This is a genomic window from Hoylesella marshii DSM 16973 = JCM 13450, from assembly GCF_000146675.1.
In the GTDB taxonomy this organism is placed as follows: domain Bacteria; phylum Bacteroidota; class Bacteroidia; order Bacteroidales; family Bacteroidaceae; genus Prevotella; species Prevotella marshii.
The window spans coordinates 1,450,595-1,468,998 of the sequence record NZ_GL397214.1 but is presented as its reverse complement, the minus strand read 5'-3'; the positions used below and the strand labels follow the sequence as shown (position 1 = coordinate 1,468,998).

Sequence of the window (18,404 nt, the reverse complement as noted above, 5' to 3'; positions counted from 1 at the left end):
TTGAGCATCAAAGACCGAGGAATCATAAGAAAAATGGGCGGAAAAGTAATAGATTTTCACCTTGTGGCGATGGTTGCTGTTTCATGACCGGTGCACGTTTCAGCACATATCATCTCCTCTATATATAATAAGGTCGGTTCGGGAGGGAAATAAATGTCATGACCAACTTTGTGATGTCAGGATTCTGTATAAAACTGTTTGTCGTATTGTGCAAATCATTACGCTATGGCGTCTGCCTCATTTCAGGAAGAAAGCCTCACGGGCGACCATGATGTTCTCCATGTTTTCGGTTGCCCATAGCAAAAGGTTGTCAATCAGTGGCAGAAGGCTCTTGCCTCGCGCCGTTAATTCATATTCAACCCGCGGTGGAACTTCCGCATATGCTTTCCGCATCACCAATCCGTCGGCCTCTAAGGTCTTGAGGGTTGTTGTGAGCATCTTCTGAGATATGTCGGGAATTGAACGCTGAAGTTCCTTAAATCTTATGGCGGGAGAATTCTCTAAAGAGAACAAAACCAGCATAGACCATTTGTCTCCCACTCTGTTTAGCACGTTGCGAACCGGGCACCGGGGATACAAGGCATCGCGCATTTCATGACGATTCATCTTCCTTTTTTCTTTTAAATACACTACAAAAGTAACCAATGCTTCCTGCCTTACCGAATCTTTAAAGTTAAACTATGTAAAACTCTACTGTGAGAATTGCCCTGTTGATCCATTACTTACCCCCTCGAAACCATCTGACTTTCTCGTGCCTACTTGCGCAACTTGCTGATAATAAATACCTTTGCATCAGAAATAAACAACAAGTCGAACAACCAATTAAACAAAACAAAATGATGAAAGAATTAGCAATCATCCGAAGTGGAAAGAACTTCAATGCCGTAAACGTAGGTAAACTCAGCGAGATAAAGGACTATGTGCTTCAGCTTTCGCCCGAGGTGGCTATCCCTGGCAAGGTGTTTGTAGGCCGGAAGCTAGGCACAACGGGCAGTGAACTTTCCCTGCAATCGCTTGCTCCCGGGCAGGACAGCGGTTTCCTCCACACGCATAAAACCCACGAAGAACTCTATTTCATTCTCAAAGGTGAGGGGCAATATCAAGTGGATGGTGATATATTTCCCGTGAAAGAGGGTAGCATCGTGCGTGTTTCTCCCGACGGCAAGCGGGCTTTAAAGAACACAGGAACGGGCGAAATGTTGATGCTTTGCGTGCAATACAAGGCCAACAGCTTTGGCAAATCCGACGATATCAGCGAAGACGGCACTATTCTCACCGACCCGTTAGTATGGTAAGAGATCCGCATTTCCCTAACTGTCCGGTGCGCAATGTGCTTGTATGGCTCTGTAAACCGGACAGTTTGTTTTTTCTTCTGTTGCTCGAAGCACAGGAAACCCATTCCCAAAATGAGATCATTCCCCCGTCATTCTCCCATGATTCTGCTGTCTTTCATGATGCAATCATCCAACTTCTCTCTGCCAACCTTATCATTTTTCAAGGCGATTTCTACTGTCTTACCCCCCTATCCCGCACCCTTCTTCCCTTTTTACATCTGTTGATGGACGGATGGTAAACCATGAATGCAGACTTTGCCAACCCGTAAAACGTGCAGATCTTCACCATTATATGATCTGTATCATGTATTCTTTTCTCACGCTATATATATAATAAGGTGTCGTGTACTCTGTGTCGAAGGAAAGCCGCAAGAGGCAGTCGATATGGGGATGATACGATGCTGGTAGATGCTTCTCCGCCTGTTCTTTCGCAAGGAAAAGGCGCATTTTGTAATTATTTTCATGGCGTTTGTGAAATATCATTGCATTTTTTTCGTTGTAATAGATAATTTGACTATATTTGCATAGGGAAATATCCATTATGGCAGATACGATATATTTGTGTCAATGGTCATATCTAACAAATGAACGGAGAACTAAACGCGATATAGAAACCCTGTACATGAAGTGAAGAAAGCAAGAGAGGAAGATGACGAAATGCATTATTAAAAGTTGTTAATCGGTGTAATTTTTCTCTTTTTATTGATTATCTTTGCGAGGCTTTCTGAATCTTTTTTATGGTTCGGTATAGGAAGTCGTTTTCAACTAACTGCAGATAAAACATTAAAATAACAATATAAACATCTTAGTAACTAAAATTAAACATTTAAATTATGGCAACTACACAAAAGACAGCTAGCCCTAAAAACGCACAGGGCTTCCAAGGTATCAAAGCAGCATTTTGGATCATCGTTGTATGTTTCATCATTGCTGTAAGTTTCTTTAAGTTTTACTTAGGCGATGCCAGCCACTTTGAAGGCGGTAACTCCGAGGGACATCCGCTGGATATTTGGGGAACGATTTACAAAGGTGGTATCGTGGTACCTGTTATTCAGACGCTGCTTCTGACCGTGGTAGCTCTTTCTATTGAGCGTTGGTTGGCACTTCGCAGTGCATTCGGTAGAGAGTCTCTGACTAAGTTTGTGAGAAGCATCAAAGCTGCTCTCAATGCTAAAGACTTTGCCAAGGCACAGCAGTTGTGCGACAAGCAGAGAGGCTCTGTCGCTAATGTGGTATCAGCTTCTTTGAACGCTTACAAGGCAATGGAAGCTGTTACAGGTATCAAGAAAGCTCAGAAGATAGCTAAGATACAGCAGGCTCACGAAGAGGCAACACAACTCGAGATGCCTACCCTGCAAATGAACCTGCCCATTCTTGCAACGCTCGTAACATTGGGTACATTGACCGGTCTTCTCGGTACTGTAACGGGTATGATCAAGTCGTTCCAAGCTTTGGCCGCAGGTGGTGGCGGTGACTCACTGCAACTGTCTGCCGGTATATCTGAGGCTTTGATTAATACCGCATTCGGTATCTCTACATCTTGGCTCGCCGTTATCTCTTATGGATTCTTCACAAACAAGATCGATAAGCTGACATACGCCCTTGATGAGGTTGGTTACTCTATTGCCCAGACATACGAAGCAAACCACGAAGAAGAAGCTTAATTTTTGCTAACCCTTTAAATACTTATCACTATGGGTAAAGTAAAAATTAAGAAGAAATCGACCTGGATCGACATGACGCCGATGAGCGACGTGATGGTGCTCCTGCTGACTTTCTTCATGCTAACGTCTACGTTCGTGAAGAGTGAACCGGTGAAAGTAGTTACACCGGGGTCGGTATCGGAGATAAAAGTTCCGGAGACAAATGTGCTGAATATTCTTGTCAATAACGATGGCAAGGTGTTCATGAATATGGATAAAGTGACAGACTTAGAGGCAACGCTTGCCTCGATGACGAGTAAGTATGGCGTTTCTCTCAACGGCGTACAGATAAAGAAATTCAAAGATCAGGCCATGTTTGGTACACCGGTGGAGGATTTGCCTGCGTTCCTGAATAAGACAGTGAGCGAAATGGGTAGAGAACTTCCCAAGCAAGGTATTCCTACGGATAGTGTACAAGGTGGAATGAGCCAGTTCCAGGTGTGGGTGCAAGAGGCAAAGGCCGTTAATCCCGAGATGAAACTGTCTATCAAGGCCGACGAGAAGACCCCTTACCGTATCATCAAGAAGATTATGTCGGAGCTACAGGATATGAATGAGAACCGGTATTATCTAATTACATCATATAAAAAGGTGGAGGAATAAGCTATGGCAGAATTAGTAGCACAAGAGAAAGGCGGCGGCAAGCAGAAGAAGAAAGACGTCCGCGTAGACTTCACCCCGATGGTGGATATGATGATGCTTCTCATTACATTCTTTATGTTGTGTACCTCACTGAGTAAGCCGCAGACCATGCAACTTACCATGCCGAGTAATGACAAGAATGTGAAAGATGTTGACAAAACTGCAGCAAAGGCTTCACAGACCGTGACTATCTATTTGGCCGGCAATGACAAGATTTATCATATTGACGGTATCCCCAACTACAATGACCCGAACTGCATGCAGGAAACGACATGGGGGAAAGACGGTATCAGAAAGGTCTTGACAGAGCATAAAACCGAAGATGGTACGATGCCTGTTGCACAGATTCGTCTTGCCAAATTGGAACTTGATAAGAAAAAGGCTGCCAACCCAAAGAAGTATACTGATGCAGTGTACAACCAAGAGTTGGAGAAAATTAAAGGCGGTGAAATCAATGGTCAGAAGATTCCTACTATGACGATTATCATCAAAGCCACAGATGCCTCTTCTTATAAGAACTTGGTAGATGCCCTCGATGAGATGCAGATATGCAGTATAGGTAAATATGTCATTGATACGATTACACCTCAGGATATGGCTTTATTAGCCAAGAAAGGTGTAAAATAAATGACTGATGTATAATCATTAATAGTACGACAATGGCAAAAATAGATTTGATATCTAACGATTGGGTAGAACTCGTCTTTGAAGGTAAGAATCATTCCTATGGTGCTTATAGGCTTCGTAGAAGCACTGCTAAGCGAAACTTCTTTGCAATCGTCTTCATGCTTATATTCGCAGCTGTGATTGCAACAATCATCGGTGTGAACATCATTATTGAAAATGCTAAGGCAAAGGACAACTTCAATCAGGAGGTGGAGCTTTCACAATTGGCTAAGAAAAAGGAAGCCAAGGTAGAGAAGAAAGCTCCTGTAAAGATGGAAGAGAAGAAGATAGTGGAGAATGTAAAGAGCTCTATTAAATTCGTTCCTCCCGTCATCAAGAAGGACTCCGAGGTGAAGCCCGAAGAGGAAATGAAAACCCAGGCTGACTTACAGAAGACAAATACGTCTATCGGTGCCTTTACTGTAAAAGGTAACGATGAAGCCGGTGGTACCATCCTCAAGGCAAAAGAAGAAATCGTCCAGCCCGAACCAGTAAAAGAAGTAGCCGAGAATAAGGTCTTCGATGTAGTGGAGGTAATGCCTTCATTCCCCGGTGGCCCTGCTGCTTTGATGTCTTACCTGTCTAAGAATATTAAATATCCTACAGTGGCAGAGGAGACGGGTATACAAGGTCGTGTCATCGTTACATTCGTTGTTGAGCGTGATGGATCTATTACCGATGTACAGGTAGCTAAATCCGTAGACCCCTCATTAGACAAAGAAGCTCAGCGAGTGGTAAGGAGCATGCCTCGGTGGATACCCGGTAAGCAAAACGGGTCTGCTGTACGTGTGAAATACACGGTTCCTGTAACTTTTAGATTGCAGTAAAATGAACAAACCGTTCTACACTTTTGTAGGATTTATGCTGTTACTCATAGGCTTGGGTGCGTGTGGCAACAAGCCGAAGAGTGGCAGGACAGATACTTATTCGTCAGGGGCAATTCGTTTTGCCTCTGACGAAAGTTTTAGTCCAATCATAGATGAGGAAAAAGAAATCTTCGAGCGTGTTTATCCCGAAGCCCAACTTACCCCTCTCTATACCAACGAACTTGATGCGATAAACCTACTTATGCAAGATAGTATTTGCCTGGCTATCACATCAAAGAACTTCACGAAGAAGCAAACAGACTATCTGCACAGCAAGCAGTTAGTACCTCGAGCTATCCCTATTGCCTATGACGGTCTGTCGCTCATCGTAAACAATGCCAACACCGACACGTGTATCACAGTGACAGACATCAAGCGGATACTGAGTGGCCAAGTAAAAAGTTGGAAAGAGCTTTACCCACGTTCCACCCGAGGAGACATATTGGTAGTCTTTGACAATAAGCAATCCAGCACCGTACACTACTGTGTGGATTCTCTGCTTAGCGGAAAACCTATCAACAGCCCCAATATCATGGCAGCTATGACAAGTAAGGAAGTGGTAGAATATGTGGAGAAAACACCGAATGCTATCGGTATTATTGGTTCTAATTGGCTGAATGACAAGCGCGATACAACCAATACCACTTTTAATAAGAAAATAAGAGTCATGTCGGTCAGCCGTATGGATAAGGCCACGCCTTATAACAGCTGGAAACCGTATCAGTACTACATATATAATGGTAATTATCCGCTTATCCGTACCATCTATGCTTTAGTCGTAGACCCTATCCGCGGTTTACCATGGGGATTTGCCCAATTCATTGCCTCGCCGAAGGGACAAATGATTATCTTTAAATCAGGTCTGTTGCCTGTGCAAGGTGATATTACGGTAAGAGATGTTAATGTCAATTAATCATTGAAACTTATCATCGATTGGTGCGTCCTCTATTTAAAAGGACTTGATAACTATAATTCAGATAGACTATGAAACATATGAAATATTTACTCGTGGGTGCTTTCCTATTGGGAATGGCTACCACCGTGACTGCGCAGGACGTACAGTCACAGGTTGCGAATATTACCAACGTAATCAACGCTAACAAAGGAAACCTCAAGGCAGTAGAGGCTCAGGTGAAAGAGTTTTACAAGGCAAACAAGAAGAATGCCGAAGCCTTGGTGGGCTTGGGACGGGCTTATCTGAATGTACAGGACACTACCTACTCAAGCAAGTATGCTAACGAAGCTATCAAGCGCGACAAGAACTATGCCCCCGGGTATATTCTGTTAGGTGACATTGAGGTCGTGAAAGACAACGGAGGTGCTGCTGCAGGCTGGTATCTGCAAGCCATTAACTTCGCTCCTCAAGACCCGCTGGGCTATATTAAGTATGCCGGAATCTATCGTGGTGTCAGTCCCGACGAGTCCGTTTCCAAGTTAGAAGAGTTGCGAAAGGTATTGCCCGACTATCCCGTAGATGCCGAAGCGGGACACTTGTACTATCTGTCCAACCGTTTCGACAAGGCTGTGGAGTATTACGACAAGGCCGATAAGGCTAAGATGAACGCAGGGCAGTTAGCCGAATATGCTTTTGCTGCCTATTTGAGCGGCAATCCGCAGAAGAGCCTTGAAGTATCTTCCCATGGTGTGCAGCGTTATCCGCGTCATGCCGCACTCAATCGTCTGACGTTCTATAACAATACCGACCTGAAGAATTATGACGAGGCACTCACCTATGGCGACAGATTATTCAATGCTTCCGACAGTGCTAAGATTTCTGCCTTGGACTATAAGTACTATGGACATGCCTACAGCGGAGCCAACGCACTTGATAAGGCAATCGAAATGTTTAAGAAGAGTTTGGAACAAGACCCCAAAAGCATCGACCTCTATAAGCAAATCGCAGAGGCTTACTCGGGCTTAGGAGACTTTGATAACGCCATCTCCTACTACAATCAGTACATGGAGAAAAACGATAAACTCAGCACGTCAGACTACATCGCTTTGGCTCGTATCTATATGGCACAGGGCGACAAAGCCACGGGACAAGCCAAGACGGAGGCCTTAAAAAAGGCAGACAAGGTATATGAGGAGTTAGGTCAAAAAGCCCCCAGTAACATTGAATATGCCACTTATATGCGTGCCCGTGTCAATTCGTTGATGGACCCGGAAACGACGGAAGGCCTTGCCAAGCCGTTCTATGACGACTATGCCCGCCGTGTAGAGGCACATCCCACGAAGTCGGAAGCCGACAAAGTGACGCTTGTAGAGGCATATTCCTATCTGGGTTACTACTATTACTTGAAGAATGATAAGGCAACTTCTGACAGCTATTGGAAGAAAATATTGGAGATAGACCCCGAGAATGCTACGGCGAAGGCCGCACTCGGTATGAAGTAAATAGGCATATCCGGGTATCTATATAACAGACAGAGGGGACACCGACGGTGTTCCCTCTGTCGTTTCCGCCCACATCCGTCATCTGATACGACGAGAAGAAGAGCCATATATCTTTCTCTTCTGCCTTTGAATGTATTCCACCTCTCTTTACGACGAGTGGAGGAAAGCTTCTTCTCAATACGTGAATTTGATTGAATCCCAATCGGTCGTTAGATACTGTACAGATTCTGATCACCAATCAGACAAAATCTGTATACGCGAGTTCGGGATAAGAGGTCTCGTCTAATACCCCCGTCGGGGCTTACAGTCCGATAGGCTTATCCACAACTCGCGTAGTTAGATAATCAAGTGGATGAAACATGGTTTATCATCGTCTTTACGATAGGAAATACAAATTCCCGCAATGAAGGGAAATACTTCCCCACCGTGAAGAGACAAATTTCCCGTCATGGATAACAAACTCTCCAAACGTGGATAATGAGTTATCCAAACGTGGAGAACAGATTATCCAAACGTGGAGAACAAATTCTCCAAACGCGGATAACGACTTATCCAAACGTGGATAAGGGATTATAAGGATGTGATGGGAATTTAATATTCCTTATATCTCATGAGGTGAAATCATATTGTAAAGGCGGTTGTCCTCTAACTATCTACGTGAGTTCGAGATAAGAGAATCTCATCCAATAACCCCAAAGGGGCGGCAGAAAACTAAACTCAATCCTCTGTCACTCCTACGGGATTCATCTTTCTGCACATGCTTGTCAGGGGGGGGCGCTCTTACGAGCTTCACACCCTGCCTAAGGTCTTACGCCCCGTCGGGGCTTACAGTCCGATAACCTTTATCCCGAACTCACGTCTGTATAGGCTTTCATGACTGATTTGAGTTTCGGGGTCGTAAAGTGACGATTGATAAGTCGGCATTCGTGCCGTGTACAGATGCCGTTTGTACCGCGTACAGGTGGCGTTTGTGCAAGGAAAGGTAGGCAACCTTTCTTGTGGCAAATTGTATCAGTTGTGGGATTCTGTCGCACCTACAGTGCTCCATTTAGGGGAACATCATATACCCAGCGCGTAGCGCTGGGCTGACTTTGCTTTCCGCTCTGCTATTTCGCTCCGCAGAGCGAACGTTCGTTTCAGAGCTTATTTGAGAAAGTACCATCTACTATAGTGCTACGTGTAAGGCTGACCTATTACGTGCTTACAGCACTTATTCCATACATCACACCATCATTTTATGACATCTATGTTATCCTGCAATGCTACTTTTTGGGGGCTTGCATTGCCCTTCATGCTATTATAATAATATAGTGTTGATACGCTTCACAATCATGCTCTTCGGAGCTTATACAGGTCATTTGGCACATGATGCATGGTGTATTCCAATTCCCTTTTTACCCTTATAGGGAAAGGAGATTGTGGGCATCATTACCCATGGGTGTACAACCTGTTCATACTTTGTTTGACAGCGATGAGCACCTCCTCGGCATTACGATGGGGAGCGCATATCCGTTCCCAATCATTCCAATCCTCACCGTCTGCCCCTGTGATATGGTCTACCAATTTATCAAACATATAGCGCACGCCCGCTTCGTCGAGTAGCGGGATGGCTTGCTTGCTCATCACACCGGCATAGATATCATTCACACCACCAATCACCATCAGTCCGGCCGAGGCCTTGTCTAACACTTTGTAGGCAAGTTTCGCCTCGTATAATCGTTCAGGACGCTCTCTCAACAGCCTGTAAAGTTCGTCTATACCTCGTCCTTCATATTTCCGGATTTTTCCGTCATGCAATACCACCATCGAATAGTTACCGGCTTGCAGTGTTTCCATTAGGTCTTTCATCATAGTAGCATTCCTCCTATAAAAAAGATTAACCCCTTGCTTATATTTGCAAATATAGGGAAAAAGAAGGGAACGACCAAGGCCGATGGATGATTTTTCATTATCTGCAACCGCTTTCTTCCCTGACAGATAGATAAAAAACGCTGTCTGCGCAATGGGCAAACAGCGTAATGAGGTATAGATTGTCGGCACGGGGACGGAGTTCTCATGTCGGTTCCTCATAAAAAACAGGGAAGATGATACCGTTTCCCAAAGGCATGCAGACTGATACAGATGTCCTTGGCAGAACAGGTAGAACGGGATGAGACTACTTATGAACCTCCGTTGCAAGGCTTTCCACATAACCCGTGAGGGGGTTGAGGACAAGACGGGTGGTGGTTTTCTTGCCGAAGAGCGAGGCTGTAAGTGCCTCCGCGCGGCCAAACTGTGCCAAATAAGATTCAAACTCTGCTATACGTGCAGTCTCTCTGTATAGGGTAATGCGTGCCTTTCCGGGGAGATTCACATATATGCCCGGCCCCTCTTTCTCCTTCTTCCCTGCCTCTATATCGGGCTTGAGTGCAGGTAGGGTGTGTTCATCTTCTATACTTATATAATAAGGTGTGCCCGAAAGGTCGTCGGCAGCAGTGAGGCCGAAGTATGTTGAGAAACGGAAAAACTGTTGTTTGTTGATAGACCGTATAGGCGTGAAAGTGAGCGTGACCTCCGATGTGTCCTTGACCGTGATGCCTTCAAACACCTGTGAGAGTGCTCTCTCCTGTGTATCGAGCTGCTGTAGCATGATACGCAATTGCTCTCCATCCTTGGGCATGAAGTCGGCCTGTCCCTTAGTGAGCAGGCTCCTGTTCTCACGTATATCGTATATTTCCTTGGCTATCAATTCGGCCATCTTGGCAGAGCTGCCCGCAGCAAGTATCTCTTGACTCATGTACTCGTGGGGCTCCAACGGATTCGGTCGTCGTGTCGGCACGAAAGAGGTAGGTGCCGGTTGGGGTGCAGGTTTGGCATTCACGGCCAACAATACACCATTTTTATCTATTTCTATGGAACCTATGTTGTATTTAGGTTCCTGTGATATTCGATAAAATTTGGCAGTGTCGGGCATGGCTTCCGGTCTCATGGTCACCGCGATGATACGGTGCGACACCTGCGCATCCAGAGAAATATCGTTTCGTTTGAAGTATTTACCCGCATATTGTGCGAATTCTCCGGGCGTATAGGTGGTTTTCTCCACTTGAAAGCTGAAGTGAAGCACTGTCTTAGGCAGGTAGTAGTACGTGCCCGCTGCGGGGGTCTGCGCATAAAGATGCGAGAAACAGCATAGGACGATGGATATTATAAAGAGTTTTTTCATCATAGTCTTGGTTCTTACCATTCGTTTAGTGATTGTTGCAGAGGAGAGCGGCTGTAGGAGCTATCTCCCTCCGGTGGTTAATCTTCTATTCTTTTAAAGGCTTTGGGCAGATATTCTATCAGGTCGCCGGCCACAAGACTTTCCTTGCCAAGGTCGTTGGCAGCGAGGTCGCCGGCTAATCCATGGAGGTACATACCTACGATACATGCGTCGGCTTGTCGGTAGCCTCGCGCCAAGAGTGCCGTAAGGATACCTGTCAGTACGTCGCCGCTACCGGCCGTAGCCATACCGGAATTGCCCGTAGAATTGAATATCACCTTGCCATCGGGCATACAAAGAGCCGAAACATGTCCTTTCAGCAAGACGTAGATGTGCAGATGGCATGCCATTTCGCGGGCCTTGGCAAGTCTTTCGTAGCAGCTTGAGGAGGGTATACCTTGCATACGGTCGAACTCTTTGGGGTGGGGTGTGATAATCATGTCCTTAGGGAGTTGTTGTATCCATGCCCGACGAAGTGCCAATATATTGAGGGCATCAGCATCGGCCACTGTGGGAATACGGCTTCTCCGAAGTTGGGAAATCAGGGCAATAGCCGTGCTTTCCGACTGTCCCAGACCGGGACCGATGCCCAATGCGTTGTAGGGCTCGGCATCGACAGATTCCGAAAACATGGGCTTTTCTCGGTCTATCTGCACCACCGCTTCGGGTACTGCTATCTGCATGATGTCGTAGTTACGTGCCGGCGTATGTACCGTCACCTTTCCTACACCGGCACGCAGACAGGCTCTCGTTGCTAAAATACTTGCACCGGCCATGCCATAACTTCCCGCCACAAGCAGGGCGTGACCCATATCGCCCTTATGGACGAAATCGGCACGTCGGCGTAGCAACCGGCAGACATCGGCCTCTTCGACCACGCGAAAGTCTGTCTCGGCAGTATGGATAAAGGCTTGACTGAGGCGAATATCGAGCACACGCAGCCGACCGATGTACTTCTGGCAGTCGGCAAACATCATGCTGAGTTTCTTTTGTTGCAGGGTAAGGGTCACATCGGCTCTGATAATACAGGCGTCGATATTGTCGGTGTTGTCTTCGGTCATCAGTCCTGAAGGCATGTCGATGCTGACCACGGTGGCAGGCGATTGGTTGATGTACTTCACCAAAGTGGCGAAACCACCAACGAGCGGTTTGTTGAGTCCCGATCCAAAAAGGCCGTCTACCACAAGCGTATCGGCATCGAGCTTAGGTGGCTCGAACTCTTGTGTCACCTCCGAAAAGCATTGGATACGTTTATTGTCGGCAATCCTTTTTCGGTTGGTCTCACAGTCGGCAGAAAGATGATTGTTGATGTTGAAAAGATAAACACTTACCGCATAGCCTTCCTCAGCCAACAAACGGGCTACGGCTAAGGCATCTCCGCCGTTGTTGCCGGCACCGGCAAACACGACAATCGGCGTATGGGCATCCCACAGTTCGACAATAGCACGTGTCAAGGCCTTGGCCGCACGTTCCATTAAGTCGATAGAGGCCACCGGCTCATGCTCTATCGTGTACTTATCAAGCTCGTGGATTTGATTGCTGGTGAATATCTTCATGCCATGCAAAAATACAAAATTAATGCTAAACGGTTACTTCAATATGGCATCTTTTTAGTATTTTTGCCACAAAATATATTAAAAAGAGACTATGGCTATCATACAAATCAAGGACAAGAAGTTTAGAACGTCCATTCCGGAAGCCGAGATATTGCGGAGCATAAAGGCGGTAGCCGAACAGATAAACAAGGATATGGCGGGCAAGAATCCGCTGTTTTTAGCCGTACTGAACGGTTCTTTCATCTTTGCAGCCGACCTCATGCGCATGATAACTATCCCATGCGAAATATCTTTTGTGAAGTTGGCATCCTATCAAGGCACTACTTCCACCGGTACCATTAAGGAAGTGATAGGCATCAACGAGGACATCTCGGGGCGCACGGTCATCATTCTTGAGGACATCGTTGAATCTGGCCTCACCATGAAGCGTATGCTCGAAACCCTTGGCACACGGGGGCCTAAGTCCATACATATGTGTACGTTGCTGCTTAAACCCGACCGTCTGCAGCTACCTCTCCACGTAGACTATGCTGCCCTACGCATACCCAACGACTTCATACTCGGATATGGATTAGATTATGACCAACAGGGACGCAACCTGAGAGATATATATACCCTCATAGAAGAATAACTGAACCATTTAACAAGACGGAGAGATGAAGAATGTCGTTATATTCGGAGCGCCGGGGGCTGGTAAAGGTACCCAGAGCGAAATGTTGATAAAGAAGTACGGCCTTAACCATATCTCCACAGGAGACGTGCTTCGCAACGAGATAAAAAACGGTACCGAACTCGGCAAAACGGCCAAGGAATACATCGATAGCGGGCAACTGATTCCCGATGAATTGATGATCAATATCCTTGCCAACGTGTATGATAGCTTCGGGAAAGAGCATGCGGGTGTCATCTTCGACGGCTTTCCGCGCACTATACCCCAGGCCGAAGCCCTGAAACAGATGCTTTCGGAGCGCGGACACAAGGTATCGGCCATGATAGAACTGTCCGTTCCCGAGGAGGAACTTATCAAACGTTTGCTCCTAAGAGGCCAACAGAGCGGCCGGAGCGACGACAACCAAGAGACCATTGCCAAGCGTCTGTCGGTATATCATCACCAGACTTCACCCCTTGCGGCGTGGTACGAGAAAGAAGGCCTTCGCCACCGGATAGACGGTCTGGGCGAACTCCAGCGTATTTTCGACGACATTTGCCGCGTAATGGGTAGCCTATAAACGGGCTTTTCTTTCAGCAAGGCAACAGGCTATTTCTGCCTTTCATCCCAATCATGCACTGCTTGTCTGCTCTGACATTGCTCTGCACGATACGGAACAGTCGAACTATCGACTGTTCGTTTCCCTAATTCATCCATTGAGACTATGCCGGAATCCAACTTCGTAGACTATGTAAAGATATGTTGCCGTTCAGGAAAGGGTGGCAAGGGCTCCATGCACCTGCGTCACGTGAAATACCAGCCTAATGGTGGTCCCGACGGAGGTGACGGGGGGCACGGGGGCAGTATCTACCTGAGAGGTAACCACAATTACTGGACGTTACTGCACCTGAAATACCAACGGCACATATTTGCAGAGCATGGCGGTAACGGCGGACGCGACAAATGTCATGGTACCGATGGTAAAGACTTATATATTGATGTACCCTGTGGTACGGTGGTTTACAATGCCGAAACGGGAAAATACGTGTGCGATGTGGCCTACGACGGCCAAGAAGTACTGCTCTTGAAAGGCGGACGTGGCGGACTAGGCAACTTTCAGTTCCGCTCGGCCACTAATCAGGCTCCCCGTTATGCACAGCCCGGAGAACCGATGGAAGAGATGACCATTATACTCGAATTGAAGCTTTTGGCCGATGTAGGACTTGTGGGATTCCCCAATGCCGGTAAATCCACCCTGCTTTCCTCCGTGTCGAGTGCACGTCCGAAGATTGCCAACTACCCTTTCACCACCCTTGAACCCTCGCTGGGCATTGTGGAATATCGTGACCATCAGTCGTTCGTTATGGCCGATATTCCCGGTATCATCGAGGGGGCGAGCCAAGGCAAAGGGCTAGGATTACGCTTCTTGCGCCACATAGAACGCAACTCTCTGCTGCTCTTTATGGTACCCGGAGATACAGACGATATACGCCGCGAGTATGAGGTGTTGCTGGACGAACTGCGAAATTTCAACCCAGAGTTGCTGGATAAACACAGGGTGTTGGCCGTTACAAAGTGCGACCTCTTAGATGAAGAACTTATTGAAATGCTGCGAGAGACGACCCCAGATGACCTACCCGTAGTATTCATCTCGGCAGTGACGGGGCAAGGTATCGCCGAACTGAAAGATACGCTGTGGCGCGAGTTGAACAGCGAAAGCAACAAGTTGCAGGGCATCATTACAGAGGATACTCTTGTACATCGTGACAAAGACATGACCCGCTTTGCTGTCGAAATGGAAGAAGAGGGTGAAGAGCTGACATATCTCGGTGAAGACGACATCGAAGATCTTGAAGATTACGAGATTGAATACCAAGAAGATGAATAAACCTGTCCTGACATATCACCCTCTCCATCCGCAGGTAAAGGCCTTTTCCTCTACCCGTCACGGTGGCGTAAGCCAAGGACGATACGGCACGTTCAACATCAACGAATACTGCGGAGACAATCCTGACCATGTACGCTGCAACAGAGAACGTCTCTGTACGCTGCTCGGCATAGAGAACGACCGCCTACTCATGCCTCATCAGGTACATGGCTGTGGGGTACGACAGATAACCTCAGCCTTCTTCGATGCCTCTGTCGACACCCGACGAAGCCAACTCGAAGGGATAGATGCCCTGATAACCGACCTGCACGGTGTGTGCATCGGTGTCTCTACAGCCGATTGTATTCCCTTACTCGTCTACGATGTGCAGCACCACGCCTGCGCCGCCATTCATGCCGGATGGCGAGGTACAATGCAACGCATAGCCACACATACACTCGACACCATGCACAGATGTTTTGGTTCAGAGCCTTCGCAAATACAGGCCGTTGTGGGACCGGGCATCGGTCTCGATGCTTTCGAGGTAGGCGACGAGGTACACTATGCTTTCTCCGAAGCCGGCTTTGATATGGCTACTATCAGCATCCAACGCGATAAATGGCACATCGACCTGCCCGAATGTAACCGACAACAATTGGTGCAATGGGGTATCAGACCCGAAAACATACGGATGTCGGGTATCTGCACCTACCATCATACCGAGGATTACTTCTCGGCTCGACGATTAGGGATTGCCTCCGGTCGCATCTTCTCAGGCATACTCCTTACACCACATTCATCAACCTTTTAAATTTCAAACATGATGAAATCCAGAATCTTATTCACTTTATGGCTTTTTGCATGTACTGTTCTTTCCGTACATGCTGCTGTAAAAGACACTTTCACTGCACTTGAGCAACAGCAAATCAGCATAGAGACACCCCGTCTCTTCGAGAAATCGAACACGTTCTCCGTAGATTTCTCCATCCTTGAAGATAAGGAATACTGCTTTCCCCTGCCCGTAGGAAAAGTCTCGACCGACCGAGAGAACAACCTGCTCATCGAGACCACCAAGGGCGATGCCGTAAAGGCAATGTTCAACGGTACGGTACGCCTTTCGCGCCACATCCCCGGCTATGGAAATGTAATCGTAATACGCCACGATAACGGATTTGAAACCGTCTATGCCTACAATGCACAGAATATGATGAAAGTGGGCGACAACGTAAAGGCCGGACAGACAGTGGCTATTGTCGGAGGTAAGGATAAGCGCGTTTACTGTCTGTTCTTCATCATGGTCGATGGCCGGAAAATCAATCCTGAAACACTGATTGAAATCAAATCGCACCGCCTGCGCCGGCAGACCGTTTTCTGTAAGAAGAGCGGTTCGAGGGTGAACGTAAGTGTGGAGAAAGCTGATGCAGAGAAGGCAAAAACCGATAAGCAGATGGCCAAGTCAGAAACCGACGACCCTTTTGCCGGCAGTAATGTGTACAAGATGAACCTATCCGACCTTGCTCCGAGCCAATGGGCTTATCCTCTCCCCGGCTCTCATGTCATCAGTCCCTATGGAGGCAAGCGTCGTCACGGGGGCGTGGATATAAAGACAAAGCCCAACGACAAGATATTGGCTGCGTTCGACGGTGTGGTGACGCGCTCGTCTGTCTATTTCGGATATGGCAATTGCATTGTCATCAAACACCCTAACGGATTGGAAACTCTCTATAGTCATAACTCCAAGAATCTGGTGAAAGTGGGCGACAAGGTGAAAGCGGGGCAGGTGATAGCCCTGACCGGACGTACAGGGCGTGCCACCACCGAGCATCTGCATTTGGAATGTCGCATAAACGGACATACCATCAACCCTGCCATCATCTTCGACCATGCCAACCATTCACTGCAACAAAGCACCCTTACCTTTACCAAAAACCGTAATGGAAGTATCACCATGCAAGCGCAGAAAAACTATTACGCACAAGGAAAGAAGCGATAAAACCGGCATCTGCATCCCCGTTGCGCTTCGCTCCCATTGCTTTTGAATCATCAATCATCACAATACAAATATGAAAAGAATCATCACCTTAACACTGTTTTTTATGGCACTGACCACCCATCTGTCGGCACAGGATGCCGACGAGAAGTACGCCACAGAACTTCTCAAACAGGGCGTTGCAGCACCCGATTTCACTTTGAAGACTGCCGATGGCAAAACCTTTAGCATGAGCTCGCTGCGTGGAAAGTACATTGTATTGGACTTCTGGGCTACATGGTGCCCCGATTGTCGCAAAGATGTGCCCGAAATGAAGCGGCTCCATCAGGCTTACGCCTCCGACAAGGTGGCCTTTGTAGGCGTATCTTTCGATACAGATGCCACCGCATGGCGCACTTTCGTGACACAGAACAAGATGGATTGGACACACGTATCCGAGCTAAAGAAGATGAAGGAAACCGCTATCGCCAAGACCTATGGTGTGAAGTGGATTCCCTCCGTCTATATTATCGACCCCGATGGCAAGGTGTTACTCGGCACAGTAATGATAGAGAAAGTGGGCAAGACACTCGAATCCATCCATGAATAGACTCCTCAAAACAATCCTATCATTATAATATATGGAGATATTGATCGGAGTAAGAAGCAAGGTGCCGGCGCAATATGCGCCGACACCTTTTCCTTTTGACGGTCTCGTCGCACACTGAAACATCTGTCTCTTCCATATCAGAATCACTTATGAAAAGTAAAAACAAGCAATTCATGTGGATGGTCTTACTCATTGCAACCCTTATGACCATCCCTTTTCTATGGATAACCGATTTCAACACAACGGGGGAGCCACGCGAAGCCATTGTAGCTGTGTCTATGTTGAACGAGGGGAGTTGGATATTACCCGTCAACAATGGCGGCGACATCTCTCCCTATCTGTCCATCAGTCGCTGTATCACTTTACATGGATATCTTTACTCACAGTATGAGACCTCTGCAAAACCTACACCCTCTCAATTTTCACCCATATACTCTTAGAAGAATGAATATTTTTGACCAAAAGATGCCGTTGGAGGTTACTTTTTGAGTAGATAACAATCTTTTATCGGTGTATTTTCCCCTTATCTGATACAATTTGACACAATAATCCCAGGTGTTCGGTATAAGTTGTAGGCAATGGATTCCATAATATGCTGCGCATGTGTTTTTGAAAGTCCGACGTATCTTGCTATTCCAGCACCAAACCATCTATGCATAGAACCAAAGGTACGTTCTACTTTGTAGCGTGTCTTACTTATAGCAACGTTGATGCGCTGCTGCCTTTCTGTAATTTCATGTCCTCTTGTTCCCTTATGCATGATACGACTTTTAAGTTTCATACGTTTGAGGGTTTCTTTGTTCTCCATCGAGTCATATCCTTTATCGGCATAAACAAGTGCTTTCCGTGGCAATTCAGCTTTCTTCAGGGGTGTTTCTAAGTGTTTCATATCACTTTCATTGGC

The 18,404-nt window shown here is 46.8% G+C and carries 19 protein-coding genes; 14 read left to right on the top strand and 5 right to left on the bottom strand.

From position 1 onward, the window contains the following. Positions 1 to 237: 237 nt before the first annotated feature. A complete protein-coding gene (locus HMPREF0658_RS06190; protein ID WP_024991098.1) occupies positions 238 to 606 on the bottom strand; it encodes a winged helix-turn-helix transcriptional regulator in 369 nt (122 codons plus the stop codon). A gap of 233 nt (positions 607 to 839) precedes the next feature. Here HMPREF0658_RS06190 and HMPREF0658_RS06185 point away from each other — a divergent pair, with 233 nt between their 5' ends. From HMPREF0658_RS06185 to HMPREF0658_RS06145, 7 genes are all read left to right on the top strand, one after another. Continuing rightward, complete coding sequence (locus HMPREF0658_RS06185; RefSeq protein ID WP_024991097.1) at positions 840 to 1,295, top strand: cupin domain-containing protein; 456 nt, start codon at positions 840 to 842, stop codon at positions 1,293 to 1,295. A gap of 872 nt (positions 1,296 to 2,167) precedes the next feature. Beyond that, positions 2,168 to 2,998, top strand: coding sequence for a MotA/TolQ/ExbB proton channel family protein (locus HMPREF0658_RS06170; RefSeq protein ID WP_006949411.1), 831 nt, complete (start codon positions 2,168 to 2,170; stop codon positions 2,996 to 2,998). A 30-nt stretch (positions 2,999 to 3,028) separates the two neighbouring features. Further along, the gene (locus HMPREF0658_RS06165) at positions 3,029 to 3,640 is read left to right on the top strand and encodes an ExbD/TolR family protein (protein ID WP_006949409.1); all 612 of its coding nucleotides are present in this window, start codon (positions 3,029 to 3,031) and stop codon (positions 3,638 to 3,640) included. A 3-nt stretch (positions 3,641 to 3,643) separates the two neighbouring features. Continuing rightward, positions 3,644 to 4,306, top strand: a complete 663-nt coding sequence (locus HMPREF0658_RS06160) for an ExbD/TolR family protein (protein ID WP_006949407.1) — start codon at positions 3,644 to 3,646, stop codon at positions 4,304 to 4,306. A gap of 32 nt (positions 4,307 to 4,338) precedes the next feature. After that, positions 4,339 to 5,172 (top strand): energy transducer TonB, encoded by an 834-nt coding sequence (locus tag HMPREF0658_RS06155; RefSeq protein WP_006949405.1) that lies wholly within the window; start codon positions 4,339 to 4,341, stop codon positions 5,170 to 5,172. A 1-nt stretch (position 5,173) separates the two neighbouring features. Next, complete coding sequence (locus HMPREF0658_RS06150; protein WP_006949403.1) at positions 5,174 to 6,124, top strand: PstS family phosphate ABC transporter substrate-binding protein; 951 nt, start codon at positions 5,174 to 5,176, stop codon at positions 6,122 to 6,124. 71 nt (positions 6,125 to 6,195) lie between these two features. Then, positions 6,196 to 7,608 (top strand): tetratricopeptide repeat protein, encoded by a 1,413-nt coding sequence (locus HMPREF0658_RS06145; protein ID WP_006949402.1) that lies wholly within the window; start codon positions 6,196 to 6,198, stop codon positions 7,606 to 7,608. A 1,428-nt stretch (positions 7,609 to 9,036) separates the two neighbouring features. Here the strand turns inward: HMPREF0658_RS06145 and HMPREF0658_RS11655 are convergent. The 3 genes from HMPREF0658_RS11655 to HMPREF0658_RS06130 form a co-directional block, all read right to left on the bottom strand. Continuing rightward, positions 9,037 to 9,459 (bottom strand): DUF1893 domain-containing protein, encoded by a 423-nt coding sequence (locus HMPREF0658_RS11655; protein ID WP_024991094.1) that lies wholly within the window; start codon positions 9,457 to 9,459, stop codon positions 9,037 to 9,039. Positions 9,460 to 9,763: 304 nt separating this feature from the next. Continuing rightward, positions 9,764 to 10,813: a DUF4831 family protein gene (locus HMPREF0658_RS06135; RefSeq protein ID WP_238305720.1), complete on the bottom strand. Its 1,050-nt coding sequence runs from the start codon at positions 10,811 to 10,813 to the stop codon at positions 9,764 to 9,766. Positions 10,814 to 10,887: 74 nt separating this feature from the next. Beyond that, a complete protein-coding gene (locus HMPREF0658_RS06130) occupies positions 10,888 to 12,405 on the bottom strand; it encodes a bifunctional ADP-dependent NAD(P)H-hydrate dehydratase/NAD(P)H-hydrate epimerase (protein ID WP_006949396.1) in 1,518 nt (505 codons plus the stop codon). A gap of 91 nt (positions 12,406 to 12,496) precedes the next feature. Between HMPREF0658_RS06130 and hpt the strand changes: the two genes are divergently transcribed. From hpt to HMPREF0658_RS06095, 7 genes are all read left to right on the top strand, one after another. Then, positions 12,497 to 13,036, top strand: coding sequence for a hypoxanthine phosphoribosyltransferase (gene hpt, locus HMPREF0658_RS06125; protein WP_006949395.1), 540 nt, complete (start codon positions 12,497 to 12,499; stop codon positions 13,034 to 13,036). Positions 13,037 to 13,061: 25 nt separating this feature from the next. Next, the gene (locus HMPREF0658_RS06120) at positions 13,062 to 13,634 is read left to right on the top strand and encodes an adenylate kinase (protein WP_006949394.1); all 573 of its coding nucleotides are present in this window, start codon (positions 13,062 to 13,064) and stop codon (positions 13,632 to 13,634) included. A 144-nt stretch (positions 13,635 to 13,778) separates the two neighbouring features. Then, entirely contained in the window at positions 13,779 to 14,942 is a 1,164-nt protein-coding gene (obgE, locus tag HMPREF0658_RS06115; RefSeq protein WP_006949393.1) for a GTPase ObgE, read from the top strand. Continuing rightward, positions 14,935 to 15,732, top strand: coding sequence for a peptidoglycan editing factor PgeF (pgeF, locus tag HMPREF0658_RS06110; protein WP_006949391.1), 798 nt, complete (start codon positions 14,935 to 14,937; stop codon positions 15,730 to 15,732). The genes obgE and pgeF overlap by 8 nt, the downstream gene beginning before the upstream one ends. Positions 15,733 to 15,741: 9 nt before the next feature. Beyond that, a complete protein-coding gene (locus HMPREF0658_RS06105; protein ID WP_006949387.1) occupies positions 15,742 to 16,914 on the top strand; it encodes a M23 family metallopeptidase in 1,173 nt (390 codons plus the stop codon). A gap of 70 nt (positions 16,915 to 16,984) precedes the next feature. After that, a complete protein-coding gene (locus HMPREF0658_RS06100) occupies positions 16,985 to 17,500 on the top strand; it encodes a peroxiredoxin family protein (RefSeq protein WP_024991092.1) in 516 nt (171 codons plus the stop codon). A 149-nt stretch (positions 17,501 to 17,649) separates the two neighbouring features. After that, positions 17,650 to 17,940: a hypothetical protein gene (locus tag HMPREF0658_RS06095; protein ID WP_006949382.1), complete on the top strand. Its 291-nt coding sequence runs from the start codon at positions 17,650 to 17,652 to the stop codon at positions 17,938 to 17,940. Between the two features lie 83 nt (positions 17,941 to 18,023). On the opposite strand, the gene HMPREF0658_RS11015 is transcribed toward HMPREF0658_RS06095, so the two are convergent. Beyond that, the coding region (locus HMPREF0658_RS11015) for an IS5/IS1182 family transposase (RefSeq protein ID WP_006949379.1) at positions 18,024 to 18,404 on the bottom strand (381 nt) is incomplete at its 5' end.